14 protein-coding genes are annotated in these 21,133 nt (G+C 44.5%); 1 reads left to right on the top strand and 13 read right to left on the bottom strand.

Annotated features, from left to right (window positions below; all coding sequences use genetic code 11):
- Positions 1–30 precede the first annotated feature (30 nt).
- The 13 genes from ACPD8L_RS14985 to ruvB form a co-directional block, all read right to left on the bottom strand.
- Entirely contained in the window at positions 31–414 is a 384-nt protein-coding gene (locus tag ACPD8L_RS14985; RefSeq protein WP_116217237.1) for a cytochrome C oxidase subunit IV family protein, read from the bottom strand.
- A gap of 57 nt (positions 415–471) precedes the next feature.
- On the bottom strand, positions 472–1,446 hold the full coding sequence (locus tag ACPD8L_RS14980; protein WP_116217236.1) for a cytochrome c oxidase subunit 3: 975 nt from the start codon (positions 1,444–1,446) through the stop codon (positions 472–474).
- A gap of 92 nt (positions 1,447–1,538) precedes the next feature.
- Positions 1,539–2,120, bottom strand: a complete 582-nt coding sequence (locus ACPD8L_RS14975; RefSeq protein WP_116217235.1) for a cytochrome c oxidase subunit 3 — start codon at positions 2,118–2,120, stop codon at positions 1,539–1,541.
- Between the two features lie 6 nt (positions 2,121–2,126).
- Entirely contained in the window at positions 2,127–3,026 is a 900-nt protein-coding gene (gene cyoE, locus ACPD8L_RS14970; RefSeq protein ID WP_423944233.1) for a heme o synthase, read from the bottom strand.
- 193 nt (positions 3,027–3,219) lie between these two features.
- On the bottom strand, positions 3,220–3,924 hold the full coding sequence (locus tag ACPD8L_RS14965) for an energy transducer TonB (RefSeq protein ID WP_116217233.1): 705 nt from the start codon (positions 3,922–3,924) through the stop codon (positions 3,220–3,222).
- Between the two features lie 52 nt (positions 3,925–3,976).
- The gene (locus ACPD8L_RS14960; protein ID WP_147300824.1) at positions 3,977–4,384 is read right to left on the bottom strand and encodes a VanZ family protein; all 408 of its coding nucleotides are present in this window, start codon (positions 4,382–4,384) and stop codon (positions 3,977–3,979) included.
- Positions 4,377–4,757 carry a glycine cleavage system protein GcvH gene (gcvH, locus tag ACPD8L_RS14955; protein ID WP_293303127.1) on the bottom strand — a complete coding sequence of 127 codons (381 nt, stop codon included), beginning with the start codon at positions 4,755–4,757 and terminating at the stop codon, positions 4,377–4,379. Before gcvH ends, ACPD8L_RS14960 begins: the two co-directional genes overlap by 8 nt.
- Before the next feature lie 106 nt (positions 4,758–4,863).
- Positions 4,864–12,006 (bottom strand): T9SS outer membrane translocon Sov/SprA, encoded by a 7,143-nt coding sequence (sov, locus tag ACPD8L_RS14950; RefSeq protein WP_423944229.1) that lies wholly within the window; start codon positions 12,004–12,006, stop codon positions 4,864–4,866.
- 5 nt (positions 12,007–12,011) lie between these two features.
- Entirely contained in the window at positions 12,012–12,593 is a 582-nt protein-coding gene (ruvA, locus tag ACPD8L_RS14945) for a Holliday junction branch migration protein RuvA (RefSeq protein WP_293303132.1), read from the bottom strand.
- Between the two features lie 41 nt (positions 12,594–12,634).
- Positions 12,635–14,932 (bottom strand): NADP-dependent malic enzyme, encoded by a 2,298-nt coding sequence (locus ACPD8L_RS14940; RefSeq protein ID WP_423944224.1) that lies wholly within the window; start codon positions 14,930–14,932, stop codon positions 12,635–12,637.
- 120 nt (positions 14,933–15,052) lie between these two features.
- Positions 15,053–16,591: an MFS transporter gene (locus tag ACPD8L_RS14935; RefSeq protein ID WP_423944221.1), complete on the bottom strand. Its 1,539-nt coding sequence runs from the start codon at positions 16,589–16,591 to the stop codon at positions 15,053–15,055.
- A 189-nt stretch (positions 16,592–16,780) separates the two neighbouring features.
- The gene (queG, locus tag ACPD8L_RS14930) at positions 16,781–17,677 is read right to left on the bottom strand and encodes a tRNA epoxyqueuosine(34) reductase QueG (RefSeq protein WP_423944218.1); all 897 of its coding nucleotides are present in this window, start codon (positions 17,675–17,677) and stop codon (positions 16,781–16,783) included.
- Positions 17,678–17,705: 28 nt separating this feature from the next.
- Positions 17,706–18,728 carry a Holliday junction branch migration DNA helicase RuvB gene (gene ruvB / locus ACPD8L_RS14925; protein ID WP_116217225.1) on the bottom strand — a complete coding sequence of 341 codons (1,023 nt, stop codon included), beginning with the start codon at positions 18,726–18,728 and terminating at the stop codon, positions 17,706–17,708.
- A gap of 138 nt (positions 18,729–18,866) precedes the next feature.
- Here ruvB and ACPD8L_RS14920 point away from each other — a divergent pair, with 138 nt between their 5' ends.
- Positions 18,867–21,131, top strand: a complete 2,265-nt coding sequence (locus ACPD8L_RS14920; protein ID WP_421810843.1) for an acyl-CoA dehydrogenase family protein — start codon at positions 18,867–18,869, stop codon at positions 21,129–21,131.
- Positions 21,132–21,133: the final 2 nt, after the last annotated feature.

Genomic DNA, 21,133 nt, shown 5'->3' with positions numbered 1-21,133 from the left:
ACCGTCTTTTAATCTTGTTAATACTTTCCTTTAGAAATTCCAGGCCAAGAAACCATCCTTGTACACATTATAGATGTAATCCGCCTCAAAAAGGAGAATGAATATCAAATAACAGATCAAGAATATTGGGGTCCATACTATGGATCTTCTCAGGGCTTTCTTTTCATCACGCAAGTGCATAAAATCCCATGCAATGTAATAGGCCTTTACCAAGGTCAGGATGATGAATATCCAGTTAAGGAGTTTCATCCCCAAAAAGAAGTTATGCGTCAACACTTGTGGTTTGGCAATACCCAAAGCCACTTCCACTGCCGTTACAATGGAAAGGAAGATAAGAACGCCCCAAATCTTCTGGACGTTGGATTTGAACTTCAATGTTCCTCTAAAAATCTCAAGTTTGTGCTCGTGTGCCATGCTATTGTATACTGTATGCTTATTGATTCCTGATGTATCCGGAATCGAAATCCAATTTTAAACCAAATAAAAGAATGTAAATACGAATACCCACACCAAATCTACAAAGTGCCAGTACAATCCAACCTTTTCTACCATTTCATAATGTCCCCTACGCTCGTAAGTGCCCAGAATGACATTAAAGAAGATAATTACGTTGATGACCACACCTGAAAATACGTGGAATCCGTGAAACCCTGTTATAAAGAAGAAGAAATCGGCGAAAAGTCTGCTACCATATTCGTTATGGATAAGGTTGGCCCCTTCCACTACCAAAACGGCATCTTTTAGTTTTGCCAAGGATTCCTCGCGGTTCAATACCGTCTTATGTCCTTCTTCATTTATGGTCTCCGTACGGATAAGGATATTGGGGGTAGCCTTGAAGCCTTCCACCACTTCATTCAAGGAGAATGAGGTTTGACTGCCTTCCTTTTCAAACCAAACACCTTTGCTGCTTTCGTGCTTTACCCTTTCCTCGGGCAAGGTCTTGGAGAAATCGGCCAATGAAGCCCGTTGTCCGGTCTCCGCATTGACAAATTGCAATATTCTACCTCCTTTGGTTTCCAAGGCCCCATGGTCTCCCTTGATAAAGGTTGCCCATTCCCAAGCCTGTGAACCAACGAAGATGGCCCCACCTATGATGGTAAGGAACATATAAAGAATTACTTTTTTCTGCATCATTTTATGCCCGGCATCCACAGCAAGTACCATGGTCACGGAGGACATAATCAGAATAAAGGTCATAAAGGCCACGTAGTACATGGGATAGTTTCCGTGGAAAAAGGGAACGTGGGTAAACACCTCATCGGCAATAGGCCACGTTTCAATAAACTTGAACCTGGAAAAGCCATAGGACACCAAGAACCCAGAAAAGGTCAAGGCATCAGAGACAATAAAAAACCACATCATCATTTTTCCGTAGCTAGCACCCAAGGGACGATTTCCGCCTCCCCAAACACTTTCTTCCGTACCGGTAGTCACCGTTGCATCCATAAAAAAAGTCGCTTTAATAAAACTTTCACAAATTTACACCTTTTGGTGTATTCAAAAAGATAAAGTTGAATGAAAACTGCTCCATTCAGAATTTATTTCACGAAATACATAAATAGTATTAAATACACCCATAGAAAATCCAAGAAATGCCAAAACGTGGCACCCAATTCCAGACCCAACATATTTTCGGGGCTATATTTACCTCGCAATTGCTGCACCAACACCACCAATAAAGAGATGAGGCCTGCCACAACGTGTGCTATGTGTACCGCCGCGATCAAAAACACATAGGACATTTTAATGTTACTGGTAGGACCGGTAAAATAATACCCATGCTCCAACATTTGGGAAAATCCCATGAACTGCAATACGATAAATGAAATTCCAAAGAACAAGGTCGTGAACAACAAAATGGTCCCCAATTTCCGGTTGTTCCTTTCAACTGCTTTCTGGGCAATGAAATAGGTGATACTGCTTAAAATAATAATGGCCGTACTGACAAAGAATGCCTGAGGGAGTTCCAAATCACTGATCCAATCGTCCCTTTTGCTACTGACAATATAGGCACTGGTCCAACCAGCAAATCCCATGATCAAACTTACTATTCCAAACCAGAGCATCATTTTCTTTGCCCTACGGTTTTTCTCCACTGCTGTTCCTTGGGTTAAATCCATCCTTTTCTAAATATATTTATCTGCAACATATACGATTTGAATCAACGATATATAGGTAACGCTGGCCAACATCAATTTTCTTGCGGTGGCATTGTCGCGTTTTTCATACAATCTCAAGGCAAAAAAGAGCATCACCAATCCGAAAACAAATACCAGTACCGCTGCCGGAACGGAGAGGGTCAACCTTCCTGTAAACCCAAAAACGGGTATAATGGAAATTACCATCATCCAAATCGTGTACAGTATGATTTGTAGCGCCGTTCCCTTATCTTTTTTCCCTGTGGGCAACATTTTAAAGCCTGCCTTTTTATAATCTTCATCCAACATCCAGCCCAAGGCCCAAAAATGGGGAAACTGCCAAAAAAATTGTATCATGAACAACGTTCCCGGCTCAATTCCAAAATCATCTGTGGCCGCCACCCACCCCAACATAAAGGGAATGGCACCAGGAAAGGCACCCACAAAAACAGACAAGGGTGTCTTTGTCTTTAAAGGTGTATAAACGCTAGTGTACAAAAAAATTGAAATGGCACCGAACATGGCTGTTTTTGGACTCAGGGCAAACAAGGCCAAAACGCCCAGCACAGTTAAGGTAATGGCAACGGCCAAAGCGCTTTTCACCGACATCCGTCCCGAAGGAATTGGGCGGTTTTTGGTTCGGTTCATCAACGCATCCAAGTCCTTTTCTATAATTTGATTATAGGCATTGGAGGCCCCAACCATACAGTATCCACCAAAAGTGAGCAACAATAGGGAAACCAAGCTTACCTCGTAGGCCCCTAAAAAGTATCCCGCAATGGAAGAAAACACCACACTGACCGCCAGCTTGGCCTTGGTAATCTCCTTGAAATCAGAAAGAATTACGGACAGCGATGTGTTTTTTACGGAACCTACAGCAGACTTCATCCACAAATTAATTGGCTGGCAAAGATAGCGCGGAGAGGCTTCTTTTCCAACCTATTGATGGTCTTTATGCTGTTTTGGAAATGTTAATACATCACATAAAAGCTGCCATACTATATTTTTGAAACAAAAAAAGCCCTGACGTTTTACTGTCAGGGCTTTTTCCATTCCTGCCTCAACAGGAACATATATGCTTTTACTGCAATTTAAACGTAATTGGAATACTAAAAGGAACTTTTACCGCTCTACCCCTTTGTTTTCCTGGAGTCATTTTTGGCAATTTGTTGATGATTCTCAATGCCTCAGCTTCCAAGTTTTTATCCGGTCCACGCATTCTGATGTTACCGATACTTCCATCTTTTTGGATAACGAATATCACGTTCACCCTTCCCTGAACTCCCATTTCTTGGGCAATTTCAGGATAACGGAAATTCTTACGGATGTGTTTCTGCATCATTTCCTGAAAACAGGCCTTTTTATCTTTGGCTCCCTCACAACCGGGGAAAACGGGTACATCTTCAATCACGGCAAATGGAACCGAAATATCTTCTTCAACCTCCTCAACCTCAACTTCTTCAATTTCCACAACTTCTTCTTCCTGACTGGTTTCAGTGGACTCGATAACGGTCTCTTCCACTTCTTCCTCATCTTCAACAACTTCGATTACCTCTGGCGCAGCAGGTGGCGGTGGTGGTGGTGGAGTCTTGATTTGCTCGGTCATTGGCACTTCTTCGTCCAACTGATCTTCAACATTCATTGAAATGTCGTAATCATTCGTCTTATCATATTTTTTCCACTCCATGGCTCCATAAACCAACCCCAAAACAGCGGCCAACCCTACCACAAAATAGAGTGAGCTGTTTCTTCCTACGTCCGCTTTTGGATTCTTTTTTAGTTCCATCTCTTTGATTTTAGTGTTTGCTAATTTAATTATTAATTGGTTAAATAAACAATTAAAATTTCCATTTTAACGGCCTTTCTTTAGAAAAAGACCACCTAACTAGGCTTATTCCTACAAATGCCCCAAAAGTATTGGCCAAAACATCTCCAAATTCGGCCATACGATCGGTGGTCAACGTATATTGTAATACCTCAATACCTATGCCATAGACCACTGCTACAAGAAAAATAAGCCTACTTGCCTTTACCAACTCCATTTGTCCTTTGGTTCTTTCCCTAACTAAAAGGCATCCCAAGACCCCAAAAACGAGATAAAATATAAAATGGGTAATCTTATCGGCATAGGGAATATTCCATCTGCCCTCATCCAAATCCATTTCAGAAAAAGAAAATAAGCTGAGTGTCGTTATGAACAGCACCCAGCCTATAAACAATAAGGTATATCCGTTTTTTTTAAGCACCTATCAATGCCTTGTAATCATCAGCATTCATTAGACCATCAACCTCAGAGGCGTCGCTCATTTTAATTTTGATCATCCAGCCTTCCCCGTAAGGATCGGAATTCACCTTCTCAGGTTCATCTTCCAAGGCTTCGTTGAACTCAATGATCTCACCACTAAGGGGCAAGAACAGGTCGGATACGGTCTTTACGGCCTCAACCGAACCAAAAACCTCTTCTTTATCCAAGGTTTCATCCAGTGTCTCTACCTCTACATATACGATATCCCCCAACTCACTCTGGGCAAAATCCGTGATTCCTACCGTGGCGATATCGCCATCTATTTTGACCCATTCATGGTCCTTGGTGTACTTTAGTTCAGAAGGTATGTCCATTCGTGTTTATGTTTGAATTAGTCGATGGACAAATGTAACGGATTGTGGATAGGTTTTCAAAAAATCCGCTAAACAAAATTCAACAATCCCCCAATCCTTCCAAAACCTAGTTTCCGAAGTTGTAGCGCAAGGTAAATCCTGTATTGATCGTAGTCTGTGGAAAAGCTGTTGAGACCGCAAACTTTGAGAAGGAATGATCGTAAAAGAACAGCGCATTGAAATTCTTGCTCAAGGCGTAATCGGCAGTAAACTTAATAGACATCAAATTCTGGCCCGAAGTGATCTGGTTATTGTCTATGTCCAAATTTCGGATGATGGTAATATTATCCCTAAGGGTAAGATCAAATTTTAAATTAAGATCTCCCTTAAGTCGGGTTTTTTCCCCGCCAATGTTGGTTACCATTTTTACATCCTTGAACCGGTAGCCCAATCCAAGGGTATATTCCTTTCCATTGATCTCGGTCATCAAATTATTGTCAAAACTCAAGGATAGGGTCCTGTCCGTTCTCACCTCGGCCAAAAAGCTAAAGGAATTCTGCATTTCAAAATCTACCCGCATCAATGGGTTGAACTGGTCCGTCAACACCACATTGTTGATAATGTTCTCGGGAAGCGCATCATCATTTTCCACATTTATGGGGGGCAGACCATCCTTTATCAATTGTTCCCGAGCCAAGTTGGTCTGGAAAGAATTGATACTATAGGCCGCACGATAGCCATGGCTCAAAGAGAAACGCTTGAACTTCTTCCTAAACCAACGGTTTTTCATCAATCCGGTATACTTAAGGTTCCAGTTAGGAATAGGGATCTGACGGAAGGCATCCAGATTAACACGGTTCACATCCTGACCGGTATAGGCCGCAAAGAAAGCAGGCAACAACACTTCTTGCTGCGTCTTTCCATAACGTTCCGGGAATCCATCCTCATCCAAAGTTCCTGGGTTTTCTCCGCGATCGGAAACCAATCGGTTGGCCACAGTGACCCTATTCTGCTTGAACTGCTCAAAAGTTTCCGAATCAAACTCATCGCTCTTGCTGAATATAGTACCAATCATTATGGTGGAAATACTAAAATTTCCAAAATTGTTGCCCAATAAGGTCTCATACTCAAACTGCCCCCCTCCAAGATCATTTACCTTAAAGGTCTCCTGATAACTGTTGGATATCTGTCTATCGGCCGTAATATCTATGGTCAAGTCTTGCGTAGGCTGGGCCGTGGCGGTAATGTTCAATTGTTTGGTGGAGTTCTGCATAAATTGGGTGTTGAACTCCGTGAAAGTAGTCAACCAACCTTTTCGGGCAGCCTCGTACCGCACATCGGCCTGACTACCGAACACAAATCCTATGGAAGGTCTGGCCGTACCGATAAAGCCAATGCTTTGGGTATACCCGGGCAACATTTTACCCCTATTCTCAGTGTAATTGATATTGACCCGCTTCACCATGGTCACAATATCCACCAAGGTATTGAATCCCTTGCCGGTCTTTTTGGGAGCGTTGTTTTCAGAATCAGTGGCGGGATTACCCGCTTTGTCCCTTCGCACAGGCGCTTGGGAAGCCGTTACCTTACCATCCCGCTTCTTTAATCCCAAAAAGTCGTAGAAACGTTGCATGGTCAGGTTACCCGTTATATTATGGGTACTGGCATTCTGCACCGTATTGATATCCTGACCGGCCACTTCATTGAGCGCATCGCCTCCCCGCTGCCAATCGAAATTACTGGTGTAGGTGTACTGGGCATTGATAAAATCAAGGAACGGGAACTTGCTAAAAGGCAATTCGTAGTTCAACTGCATCTGCTGGGCATGACGATTGGGCTCTCCAATGTCGAAAAATCCGTCCCACAGATCCAACGCCTGGTTGATCCCTGAATCCTCATCATCATCCACATTGAAGTAATTCCGTACTATATTGTTGTTGGAAGCCGTCAAATTAAGACGTAGGGACTTGGAGATACTATAATTTAAGGCATATTGCCAATTGAAGAGATAGTTGCGTTGTTGCAACAAGGGGAGTTCCAAGGCATCCACCCCTGGCTCCAACACATCCCTGAACCGCTGCTGGTTGAAGGCCCGGTTGATGTTAGCATTCACCGACATGCTGGTGGGCAGTACGTTCAAGTTTAAATCCTTGAGCCATTTCCAATACCTTCCGGTAAACAAGGAATCCTTTTTGGCAAATGGGGCAACGGGAGCTGGTTTAAAATTGTGGTTGTACACAAAGCCCGTATTCACATTCTGATCTTTTAGATCGGCTATCTCAAAATCCCGATGGCTGGTTTCGTTATAAGAATAATTAAAGGTGAAGTTCTCTATATCAAAAAAGTCCTCTTTGGCTTCCTCACCCCTATTTTTTCTCACCCCGATCAGGTTGAAACTAGTCCGCTTGGTATAATCCTCGGCCTGCTCTTGAATGGTTTCGGCATCTTCCTGCGTGGCTGCCGCCGCAATACGGTCGTCCAGTTTTAAATCGTCATATACGGGGTCAAATTCCGGAGTGATCAAGGTTTCCGACACACCATAATTGAACGGCACCTGAAGGTTCCACTTTTTTGGCAATAGCTGCCCGGCATTTACATTGGTCACCATATCATAGGAAACCGCATCTTCCCTGGAACGTTCGTTGGGCATTTGGTCTATGGAACCAAAACCCGAGGTACTCTTGCTCCCGGTCACGGAAATGTTGGCAAAATCGGCCATATTGGCGTCCATGGCCACAATAGCGGCCCAACCACCTTTATTGTCCAAGCCCACAAGGCGTAATTCGTTGAACCATACCTCTCCCCTTGCCGGAAGGTCATCAATGTTCTTTATCCCGACCATCATACCGCGGATACTTCCCAAGGAAGGGTTACCGCGAATCCCAATTCGCACCCTTCCCAACGTACGGGGGGCAAACTCATCCACAGGAATGGCTTCGCCATCCACAATTTCATAATAGTTGGTTTCGTTCAGGGTCTGTTCCGCTATCCCTTTGGATTTTACCTTGTTCAAATCATTCAAGGCAATATCTATTTGGTTGACATCGGGCCAAATCTCTTCCGCAGAGGTCACATTGAAAGGGGTAAACTGCAATGGAAGTTCCACCTGATAGTAGTTCTCGGAGAAATCCGTTCCAATCCGAAGGAATCCTACCAATGGGGTGTCGCTATCGGCATAGTCCCCATTCATTATTTTTTCAGCGTGCATGAACATTTTAATCCGTTCATACTGACGTACATCCACATTCACATTCTTGAACACCCCTCGGGAATCCTCAGACTCCAAGTTTTCCACTACAAATGACAAGGATTGTTCATTCTGACGGATAATGGTGTTGTTATTGTTCAGCTGTTCCCTAACCACCCCTGGAGGCAATACATAAGGAATAGGTTGGCGACCAAAGTTTTCTTCAATATTGACCGTGTTCACGTCGGTTACGGTTCCATCATCGGAAGGGTCGTTGTCCACTTCTTCAGGTTGTAGGGACCTTGAATAGGTACGCCAATCACCACGGACCAAATCCAAGGTAGCAAAACGCATGACCACATCATCAGAGAATCCGGTAAGGTACATCCGCATAAAGCTAATGGACCTGAAATCTGTAATCCCTCCCACGGCATCGGTAAAATCACTCAACGGAATCTTATACTGTATCCACCTACGGTTCAATTGGGTTCCATTGGGCAGGGTTGGGGTCTGTCCCTCACGGATATCCGTAACATACTTGTCGTTGATGGTGGTATTGGGTTTGATCTCGATACGGTACTCATAGTAACTGTTCACCGTGTTCATGGTCAAATCGCGATCAATGTCCTCCACATCGGGCAATGTGGTAGACCCCCTATTGGTATTGGTCACGGCCACGGGTGAGTTGCCTTGCGTATTGTTGAAATCAAGATAACGCTCCATGATGCTTCCCTCACGGTTCAAATAATATTGGTAGTTGTCCAAGGCGGGATCTTCTGCAGGACCGTTATATATGGCCTGCTCTTCGGCGTCGCTCAAACCATCCAATCCAACATCCTGTGAGGTACGGTTCGTTTCATCGGCATCAAAAGCATATACCAGGGATTGTGTGGAGGGTACTTGCCCCCACATAGTGGGTCTGGGCACCTCGCTATTGGTGCTTGCCGGTAATCCGTTTTCATATTGCTTACGACCATCACGCAAAATATCTTCGGAAATGTTCCCCAAGTTCAATACTAGCTCACCCGCGTTGGAGTTGTCGGTCTGCCCATCCACATAGGGGTCCAATACCCAAAACTGGACAAATTCCACATTGGATTGCTCAAAATTGGTACTGCTCAACGGACGCATGATACCGGCCCATTTGTCTTGCGGTGCTTCGGTCTCAAAACTTGGGTTGGCATTGTACGGCCCTTTTTGATTGGGATAGTATACAATGTCCAAGGTGCTCTGCACCTGGGTCTGGCCCTGGGCAATGTCGGTTTCGGTAAAGACCTCATCAATGAATACCCTTCGGGTAGTGTTCAAGGAAATATCATTGTCCGATAAACCGGATGGTCTTTGATTGGTATAAAAGATGGGGTCAATGGTGTACCAAGCCATCTTGGCACGTTCGTAGCCCACATCAATATCGGTTCTGTCCTGAATGAATTCCACTGGCGGACTCGCCAGGGTCCATCCCAAAGAGGAGCGAATGTCGATCAACGCTTGGGCCCCTTCAAAATCATCCAAATAGGTTGTGGTCTCTCCCTGAAAATCCGCATTCTTGGGTGAATTGGGCTTTAAAAAGGCCACTTCGCCCCGCAAGGACAGGTTGGAAGGCACATCGGTATCTATGTTGGGTAACTTATTGGCCAAACGGGTCAAGAATGGAATCTCGGTGCTGAAATTTCCATTCAAACCAAAAATGGTATTGTTTACAGGTTCTACCCCATAGTTGGATTTTTGGGTAAGCGGTCTTTCATTTAGGTTGAGAAGGGTTCCTCCCAAAACAAATTTTTCATTGAACTGGTGTTCCACGTTTACCCCTGCAAATCGACGGGTCTGCTGTCCGAAAACCGCATTGTTTTCCACCGAAATGTTAATGGGGGTATTGGATGCGGCCAAACTGGGATCCAAAATCTGGACGGTTCCCGCTTGATAGTTCACCGTATAATCTATTCCTTCCTGAAGTTGTCGGCCTCCTGCCGTTACCCGCACCGAACCCCTAGGTACGTTGAACGCCCCAATTGGAATACCATTATTCCCTTGCGACTTGTAACGCCCCTTGATCTGAAAACGGTTCTTTTCCGCATCCTGCAATGACGCCGCTTTGGTTTTGGCATACATATTACGGAACACATATCGTCTTTGGTTGGCATTATACCCTTGATCGTTCTCAACATCATAGGTTCCACCTCCCATCTCCTCAAAGAGGTACTCCCCAAAAGGCTCCACCTTGGTAAAGATGATACGTCCAGACTGTGGGTCCACGGTAATGCCCGGCACGTAGTCAAAGAATCCATCCCCTCCAGGTTGAATGTCGTTGTACACATTCAAACGGTCCAGGTTGAACACATTGATCAATATGCGGTCCTCCAAACCATTGGGCCATCCCGCATTGGGATCCACCGGCGTAATATAGTTTCTTGGTGTGGGGTCGGAATAAAGAATGTTGAGTTTAAAATCTTCCTGATCTAATTGAAAAGCTCCTGTGGAATAGATGTTTTTCATCATCAAATCCCAAATGGGATCCTCCACATTGGTAATGTTACTCTTCAACAATTTCAGGATCAAGGTATTGTTCTCAATGATAGGATTGACCCCGCCGGAAACGGTTGTGGCATCTACCCCACCATTGGCAAACTCCCCTACTTGGTACACTTGGCCATTGATGGTATATTGAAAAGCAACCCCCAATACCTCATCATTGCTCAAACGTTGGTTCAAGGATATGTATCCCAATTGCGAGTTGAACTGGTAATCCCTGCCCTGCTCCAATTTTCGGGCATTTTCCAAGATGGCATAGTCAAATCCTTGGTTCACTTGATATCCGGGAACATTGAAACCTGCTTCCACCGTGGCAATATCTCGAATGGACTGGGTCAAGGCGCCCGTCCCAATCTGTGCAGGGTCGAAGGCGTTTGCCGCATTCTGCGGATATCCCGTGACTATGGCCGATGGATTAAAAAATCCTGCCGGGTCTCCATTATTAATACCGATTCGGGTCTTGTCCTCCAATGCTTCCCCCAAATCCTGAAGGGCTACCACATTCCTAACATTGAGGGTCTGCTGGTTACGGTTGGTCACCCATACCTCCAATCGGGTAATCTGTACTTGGCTCCTAATAAAAGGATAATCTTGAAGGGCACGATCGTAATTGTCCCTAAAATATTGGGCGAGGAAAAAGTGCTTGTCCTCATCATAATCCAGGGCAGTAAGCGAGAATTCGTTCAGGGTTCCCCCTCCTTGCGCCACAACCGTATTGTTCTGCGACCGCTGTTCCGAAAAAACGGCGGTTACCGTGGTTTTTCCAAATTGCAATTGGGTCTTCACCCCAAAAAGGCTCTGTGCTCCCGTGATCAAAGAACTGTTCAAGGGCATGTTCACATTACCAATTTCAATCTTCTGAAGAATATCATCTTCCGTGGGAGTGTATTCCAGTTTCACCAAGTTCTGAAAATCAAAAACAGCCTCTGTATCATAGTTGGCGGTTACCTGAAGACGTTCGCCAACCTTTCCCAACAAGCTCAAACTGATCCGCTGGTCAAAATCAAACGAAAGATTGGTCCGGTTACGGGGCGAAAGGGCCGGGTTGTCGTTCTTTTGCCAAAGTACCCCAAGGTCCATGGCCACGGAACCCTGCGGAATCACCTCAATGGTATTTCCCCCAAAGATGGATTCAAAGAAGTTACTGTTCACATAAAAATTGGGCAATAGGTTCTTTCGGGCCTCCTCACTTCCTTCCTTTTTCCCGGTAAAAGCATCAATCTTTTGCTTGAAATAGGACCTCATCTGTTCTTTCCGCACCAGTTCATAGTATTGGTCCGGGGTAAGGATAACAGGATAATTGATATTGAAATCCCCTATACTCTCGGTGTAGATGTAACGGTCGGTTTGGGGATCGTAAGTATATTTGGCAATAATGCTATCGGGGTTCTCCAAGATAAGCCTACCCAGGTCTACCCCGGTCTGTACAGAATCCTGAACCTGTTCATTGGTCTCCTCCTGACCCATCATGGACGTGACGGCCAAAAAACAGATGAATACGAAAATGTACTTAAAACTGGCTGGTTTAAGTATTGGTTTTGCCCCTCTTTTCAAACTAGTTACAAATTTTTCAGCGCCTGTTTAATAGTGTTCTCAACGCTAAGTGAAGGATCTTCGGAAAGCACCTTGTCCACAACCTTTTCCGATTGTCTTCTGGTAAAACCAAGAACCTCTAAAGCAGATAACGCTTCTTCTTTACTTGTATTGTTTGATGGAAGGGAAACTTCACCCATATCGTAGACTTTCAAAATCTTGTCCTTCAAGTCTAATATCACCCGTTGGGCTGTCTTGGCACCAATTCCCTTTACCGCCTGTATGGTAGCTACCTCTGCATTGGCTATGGCGTCCCTCACTTCGGCGGGTGACAAAGAGGACAGCATGGTCCGCGCAATGCTGGAACCCACACCGGAAACGGATATCAACAATCTGAAAATCTCACGCTCCGATCGCTCCACAAAACCAAACAGCGTATGGGAATCTTCCTTGATTAGAAGATGGGTGTACAACTGAATGTTCTCCTCGTCTTTCAGCAAGGAAAATGTATGCAGGGAAATGTTCAAAAAATACCCTACCCCATTACATTCCACAATAACATAGGTTGGATTCTTTTCTACCAGTTTTCCTCTTAAATGGGTAATCATATTTGGTATGTTGGATTATTCATTTTTTTTGATTGAGGGAACTACTCTGCGCTTCTTCTTGTTTTTCTGCGTTTTTCCCGTTCTTGGGCATCAATTACGGCCACGGCGGTCATGTTCACCATTTCATCCACACTGGCTCCCAGTTGCAAAATGTGGGCCGCCCTGGTCAATCCGACCATAATGGGCCCTATGGAATCCGCTTTATTAAGGCCTTTGAGAAGTTTATAGGTGATATTGGCCGATTCCAAATTGGGAAAAATAAGCGTGTTCACCTTTTTACCGGATAATTTGGAAAACGGAAAGTTATTGTTGCACAGTTCTTGGCTCAAGGCAAAATCAGTCTGTATTTCCCCATCCACAACCAAATCAGGGTTCTTTTCATGCAAAATCCGAACCGCCTCCTTCACTTTTTGGGCATTGGGATGGATTGATGAGCCAAAGTTGGCATAGGAAAGCATGGCCACAACCGGATTAAACCCGAACGTACTGGCCACATTGGCCGTCATTTGGGCAATCTCCGCCAATTCCTCAGCATTGGGATCTATATTGATGGAGGTATCTGCCAAAAAGAGGGGGCCTCTTTCCGTGATCATAATATTGACCGTGGAAGCGTTCTTCACGCCTTTGGCCCTTCCCAAGACCTCAAAAACAGGACGAAGCACCTTTGGATATGACCGGGAATATCCGGAAATCATCCCATCCGCATCCCCTTCAAGGAGCATCATGGCACCAAAATAGTTGCGTTTGCCCATGTTCACCCGGGCACTATATCGGGTTTCCCCTTTGCGCTTTCTGGATTCCCATAATCTAAGGGCATATTTGGTCCGCAGTTCCTTGACCTCATCGGAACGAGGGTCGATAATGGTCACTTCGGCATCAAAATCGAGTTCCTTTTTTAGACTTTCTATGGTTGGCTTGTGTCCCAAAAGTATCGGTTCGGCAATACCTTCCTCATAGACTATTTGGGCTGCTTTCATCACATCCAACAGTTCAGCTTCGGCAAAAACAATACGCTTTGGATTTACTTTGGCCCTATTGTGCAGTAACCGGACCACCTTATTGTCGTTGCCCGATCTTTGATACAGTTCTTCCTCGTACCGGTCCCAATCCTGAATGGGCGCTTTGGCCACGCCACTTTCCATAGCGGCCTTGGCCACTGCCAGCGGAATGGTGGTGATCAACCTGGGATCAAAAGGTTTTGGAATGATGTATTCCTTCCCGAAGGCCAAGCGTGTGGCATCATACGCAATATTTACCTGTTCCGGAACAGGCTCACGGGTAAGATCGGCCAAGGCCCTGACCGCTGCCATCTTCATTTCCTCATTGATCTTGGTGGCCCGTACATCAAGTGCCCCTCTAAAAATAAAAGGAAATCCAAGTACATTGTTCACTTGGTTGGGATGATCGGAACGTCCGGTGGCCATGATCACATCCTTTCGGGTCTTACAAGCCAAATCGTAGGCAATCTCCGGATTTGGATTTGCCATGGCAAAGACAATGGGGTCGTCTGCCATGGACTTGAGCATTTTAGGGGTCACAATATTGGCTATGGACAGACCGATAAACACATCCGCACCTTTCATAGCTTCCTCCAAGGTATCTATTTTTCTATCGGTGGCAAATTCCTTCTTCTCCTCACTCAAGTTTTCCCTATCACTACGGATAACCCCCTTACTGTCCAACATGACAATATTCTTGCCATTGGCACCGAAAGCTTTATAGAGTTTTGTGCAGGAAACTGCGGCGGCACCGGCACCACTGACCACAATGTTCACCTCATCGATTTTCTTGTTGGTCAACTCTATGGCATTCAACAAGGCTGCGGCAGAAATAATGGCCGTTCCATGCTGGTCATCATGCATTACCGGAATGTCCAATTCTTCCTTGAGACGTCTTTCTATTTCAAACGCTTCGGGCGCTTTGATGTCTTCCAGATTGATGCCACCAAAGGTGGGCGCGATGGTCTTTACGGTTTCAATGAATTTATCCACATCCTCCGTATCCAATTCAATATCGATGCCGTCAATATCCGCAAAAATCTTGAACAGGAGACTTTTCCCTTCCATCACGGGTTTTGAAGCTTCCGGGCCAATGTTGCCCAGACCCAAAACGGCCGTTCCATTGGAAATTACGGCCACAATGTTTCCTTTGGCCGTGTACTTATAGACATCTTCCTTGTTTTTTTCTATTTCCAAACAGGGTTCCGCTACTCCGGGAGAGTAGGCCAAGGCCAGATCACGCTGGGTGGAATAGGGCTTGGTGGGGACTATTTTTATCTTTCCTGGCTGCGGCTTAGCATGATACAACAATGCTTCCCGTCGTTGTTTTTCCTTGCTCATATAGTGAAAAATGAATGGGTAAAGTTAGGGGATTCCTTGGTTTTGGAAAGTCCCTATCCAGCAATTTTGATATTATCCATGAAACGCCTTAAAAATTGGCATCCCATAACACACCCGAATTTAAGGTATTTCAATATCCAATTCGGAATCTTGTTTGTCCTTGGGAATATTGAGTCTCATGGCCAACAATCCTGCAATTATAAAAAATACACCCCCAAACAAAATGGCATTAACGGAATTGGCTCCCAATAAATTTTTAAAAATTGGACCAAAGGAAATTGTCTGTATAAACATAGGGATAACTATCATCATGTTCAAAATTCCCATATAGACCCCTCGACGTTCCTGGGGAACAATTTTGGAAACCATACTATAGGGAATCCCCATCATAGCAGCCCAACCCACACCAAATAGAACCATAGGAATCAAAACATAAAACGAATCAGAAATATGGGGTATGACCAATAACGCCAGTGCAGTGCCAAATAAACTTAAAGCATATATCTTTTTCCCTCCAAAACGCGCTGTCAACGGAACCAAAAGAAGTGCCACAACCGTAGTAACAATATTATATGTCAAACTCATAGTAGCTGCTTGGCCAGTGGCTTCGGAAGTATCCATATTCATGGTTACTCGTAAGAGCGGTGTAATGAATTGCCAATAAATAAATAACGCATACCACTGGAAAAAATATACGGCAGCTATTCTCCACATAAACTTTGGCATGTCCTTTACAGCATCCCCAACTTCCAAGAAAGGAGCTAAAATATCTGCAAACTTTTTGATGGAGGTTTTATTTGTGTTCTTCTTTATTAATCGAAAAAGGTAAGAGAACCATATTGTACATATTAATAGAACAATAACTACCCATAAATTGATATCTTCAAACAAAGAAGGGTATTGTTTACCGATCAAAAAGCCCAATAATAATGGTAATGAAAAAAGTATAAATACCACTCCCAAAATCTGAACAAATGCAGAAGGTTTTCCTTTATTAAATTCATTTATACCTTTCAATTCCTTTTCATCTGGTGGTATCTCAGGAGTTTTCAATACTGACCATGAAATGGTTACAATCGACAAAATAGAACCGATTAAAAAAGGATAGAATACCCACTTAGGAATCACCCCTATCATGTCCGGTTCTTCAGCTCCAAACATTTTTTGAAAAAAAACAATTGCTCCAGTTGCCAATAAAATGCCAGCACCTACAAAAAGACTTTGCATTTGGTATCCTAAGCTCAATTGATTATCAGGAAGCTTATCGCCAACAAATGCGCGATAAGGTTCCATGGCCATGTTGTTGCCTACATCCAAAATCCAAAATAATCCAGCAGCGAACCATAATGAAGGGCTTTGAGGGAAAACAAAAAGGCAAACACTTGCCATAATCGCTCCTATCAAGAAAAAGGGTTTTCTCCTCCCCCATCTTGGCGACCATGTTTTATCTGAGATTGCCCCAACTATTGGTTGAACCACCAATCCGGTCACAGGGCCTGCAATATTAAGTATTGGTAACATTTCTTCTTTTGCACCAAGCCAAAGAAAAATAGAATTTATAGCGCTTTGCTGTAAGCCAAAACTGTATTGGATACCCCAAAAACCAACATTCATATTGAATATCTGCCAAAAACTTAAACGGGGTTTTATGATCTTCATCCTGTGTGTTGTTTGGTTAGAAAAGAATGGCGCTTGAAAATCAGTAATTTTCAATCCATTAAAAACATGACTCAAATTTTGAGGATTTCCCAATACGAATCCAATTCAAGATAGTCTTTTTAATGATTCCGTTAAAAAAACTTAACCGCTAATTGACTTTAGAACAAAACGAAAACGTTGTAGTGAACCTTAGGATTTCAAAAAATCGATATTGCGCTGCAATCCGCCGTACTTGGTTCGCTTTACCGCAGATTTTTTGAAGACCTTCCTAAACACTTCTTCCGTAATTTCCTCCCAATCTTTCTTGGTCATGGAAAGCAGTTGTGGGTTGGGGTCAAAAAGGGGCTCGCTATGCGATTTTGAAAATCGGTTCCACGGACAAACATCTTGACAAACATCGCAGCCAAACATCCAATCATCCAACTTCCCCTTGAACCCCGTGGGAATTTCATTCTTGAGCTCTATGGTAAAATAGGAAATGCATTTGCTGCCATCCACCACATAGGGTTCCACAATGGCCTCAGTAGGACAGGCGTCGATACAAGCTGTGCATGTACCACAATGATCCGTTGTTGGCGTATCGTATTCCAAATCCAAATCCACAATAAGCTCTGCAATAAAATAAAACGAACCTACTTGTTGGGTCAGGAGGTTACTGTGCTTGCCTATCCACCCCAGACCACTCCTGGCAGCCCAGGCCTTGTCCAAAACCGGGGCGGAATCCACAAAGGCCCTTCCATGGACCTCCCCTATTTCATCTTGGATAAAATGCAAGAGACTTTTGAGTTTGTCCTTTATCACAAAGTGATAATCCGTACCATAGGCATACTTGGAGATTTTATATGAGTCTTGGTTCTGCTCTTCGGATGGGAAATAATTCAACAATAGCGAAATCACCGATGTTGACCCTTCCACCAGTTTGGCCGGGTCCAATCGCTTGTCAAAATGGTTCTCCATGTACTGCATTTCCCCGTGCATGTTATTGTTTAGCCATTTCTCCAAACGTGGGGCCTCCTCTTCCAAAAATTGCGCTTTGGAAACGCCGCAAGACAAAAAACCGAGGCGCTTGGCTTCGGTTTTGATCATCGTAGTATGTTTGGTCTTTGGAGTCAAATCAAAAAAGTCCTCCTTGGGTTCCTCCTTTTATCCTTCCCAGATGTTTATAGGCCAACTCGGTGACCTCGCGTCCTCGTGGGGTCCGCATAATGAAGCCTTGCTGGATCAGAAACGGCTCGTATACTTCCTCAATGGTCTCAGCACTTTCTGAAACTGCCGTGGCCAAGGTGGTAATCCCGACAGGGCCTCCCTTGAATTTATCGATGATGGTCATCAAAATCTTATTGTCCATCTCATCCAAACCATGGGCATCTACATTCAGGGCCTTTAGACCAAATTGGGAGATTCCCAAGTCGATATTACCATCTCCCTTGATCTGGGCAAAATCCCGGACCCTGCGCAAAAGGGCATTGCAAATCCTAGGGGTCCCCCTACTCCGTCCTGCAATTTCAATGGCTGCCTCTTGGGTAATGGGAACTCTTAAGATTTCCGCACTTCGTTCCACAATGGTGGAGAGGAGTTCCGTGTTGTAGTACTCCAATCGACTCTGGATACCAAACCTTGCCCGCATGGGTGCCGTGAGCAATCCAGAGCGCGTAGTGGCTCCTATCAGCGTAAAGGGGCTTAAATTTATTTGAACGGTCCTCGCATTGGGACCGGTCTCGATCATGATATCAATTTTATAATCCTCCATGGCCGAGTAGAGATATTCCTCCACAATGGGGCTCAACCGGTGGATCTCATCAATAAAGAGGACATCCCTTTCTTCCAAATTGGTCAACAATCCCGCCAAATCCCCGGGTTTGTCCAGTACAGGACCAGAGGTCACCTTGATTCCCACTCCAAGTTCATTGGCCAGAATATGTGCCAAGGTGGTCTTTCCCAATCCAGGGGGGCCATGAAAAAGGGTATGGTCCAAGGCCTCATTCCTAAGATTGGCCGCCTGCACAAAAACCTTAAGGTTTTCCAATACTTGGGCCTGTCCCGTAAAATCATCGAATGTGATTGGACGCAGTGCCCTTTCTATATCGAGCTCCTCTTGGGAAAAATTATGGGCCGTTGGATCTAAATTTTCATTCATGTCTTAACAAATATAGTTGAAAAGCCCATGAGGCTGAAAGCAATTCGGCCAAAATGATTACCTGCATACATCTTAAAAAACTAAACCTTACCTTAGATACATTGAAAGCAAAATGACCCCATCGTAACCCAAAATTCAATGGTAACTACAGATTATTCCTTGGGAATTCTACAATACATCCCTTTTTTCTATGTCATTTGGTCGGACGACCTGCTTTCCGCTTCCGAGATTTCGGTAGTTGAAAACACGGTTCAAGAAGATGACTCACTTGATCCAGATGAAAAGAAGCAATTAAAGCTCTGGCTCAACAAAGAAAATCCGCCTGCTGACGAAGAAATCAAATCTTGGAAGCAAACCATTTCCAGCTCTGGGGTGAAACTGGTGGAAAGTGACACCTACCCCTTGACTTCCTTGAGTCAACGGTTGACCAGCTTGCGATGTGATGACTGTGACTTTAATGAGTATTTAAAGCATATTGAAATCAATTTGGGCATACAGCCCAACCACTACAACCACTTGTTTGATGTTGAGGTGGTCCATGAAAAGACTTCGGACCTCTACGATGCTATCATTTTGGATGGAATCCTAAAAAGCGAGCATGCCCCTGTAGTTGATGAATTTCGCCAGTTTTTGGCACAACCCACTTTCCAATGGGATGTGCGTCGGAACAAAGAGGATTTCAGAGCAAAAATATTGCAGCAGGTACAACTTTTGGGCGAAAAGGGATACGGTGCCATGGCTTATCCGCCTGAATATGGGGGTACGGGCAACATGCCCGCCTATGCCGCCATATTTGAACATTTAATGTTCGTAGATGGAAGCCTTGCGGTAAAATTTGGGGTACAGTTTGGGCTCTTTGGGGGAAGTATCCAAAAATTAGGCACCAAAAAACATCATGACCAATATTTATCCGATGCGGGAAAAACCAACCTATTGGGTTGTTTTGCCATGACCGAGACGGGGCACGGCTCCAATGTAAGGGGCATTAGAACCACTGCCACATATGACCCAACCACGGATTCCATCATCATTCACACCCCGGGCAAGAATGATAATAAAGAATATATCGGCAATGCATTGCATTCCAAAATAGCCACCGTTTTTGCCCAACTCATTGTCAATGGGAAAAATGAAGGGGTGCACGCCATCTTGGTGCCCTTGAGGAATGAAAAACATGAACTGCTTGAAGGCGTTATCATTGAGGACAATGGATACAAACTCGGGTTAAATGGAGTGGACAATGGAAAGATTTGGTTCAACAATGTAAGTGTGCCCCGGGAAAATCTTTTGGACAAGTACGGAGAAATCACTTCGGAAGGAAATTATTCCTCATCCATAAAAAACCCGAACAAACGTTTCTTTACCATGCTGGGCACGTTGGTAGGTGGACGCATCTGCGTAGCCCGTGGCGCTTTGGGAGGGGCCAAAATGGCCTTGACCATAGCCGTTAAGCACGCATTGAACCGTAGACAATTCAATGACAGTATCAAAATCCAAGAGGATTTGATCATGGATTATCCCACCCATCAGATACGATTGACCCCATCCATTGCCAGTGCTTACGTCTACCATGTGGTATTGGAGGAAATGATGAAGCGTTACAGTGACGACTCCCAACCGGACAAGCGGCAAATTGAAACCCAAGTGGCCGGCCTTAAATCAGTGATCACCTGGTTTGCCAATGATACCATCCAAGAATGCAGGGAGGCCTGTGGCGGAAAGGGTTATTTGTTGGAAAACCGAATTGCCGACCTCAAAGGGGATGTGGATATCTTTACCACATTCGAAGGTGACAACACTGTACTCCTCCAATTGGCAGCAAAAGGTATTCTTTCGGATTTTAAGGCGGAATTCAACAGTGCTGGGTTCACCTCGGTGCTGAAATTGCTGCAAAGTCAGCTTTCGGACAAATTAACGGCCATCAATCCGCTTTATTCCAATAAAGTGGATGCCGAGCACTTGTACAACCCAAAATTCCACAAGCACGCCTTTAACTACCGAACCCGCAGATTAACCTACACCTTGGCCATGCGGATTCGTGGTTACATTAAAAAAGGGGTGCCTTCCTATCAGGCATTTTTAAAGGTGCAGACCCATTTGTTGGCCTTGGGCAAAGCATACAGTACCGAATTGGCCTATTCCATTTTTTCTGAGTTTTGCGCTACGGTAGAGGATGAAGCTTATCGAGAGCTCTTGGAAAAAGTGGGTACGCTCCATGCGCTGCAACAGATACATTTGGATGCCCGATGGTATTTGGAACAGGGCTATCTCGGCAGCACAAAATCCAAGGCGATACGTCAACGGGTTGAACGGCTATCCACCGAACTACGACCCCATATTGAGGTCTTGGTAGACGGTTTTGGCATTCCAGAGCATTGCCTTACCGCACCCATTGCCCAGTAACG

Origin of the sequence: Flagellimonas algicida (assembly GCF_049629585.1) — a bacterium.
Classification (GTDB): domain Bacteria; phylum Bacteroidota; class Bacteroidia; order Flavobacteriales; family Flavobacteriaceae; genus Flagellimonas.
The sequence above is the reverse complement of the archived record's forward strand: the minus strand, read 5'-3'. Positions and strand labels throughout refer to the sequence as shown.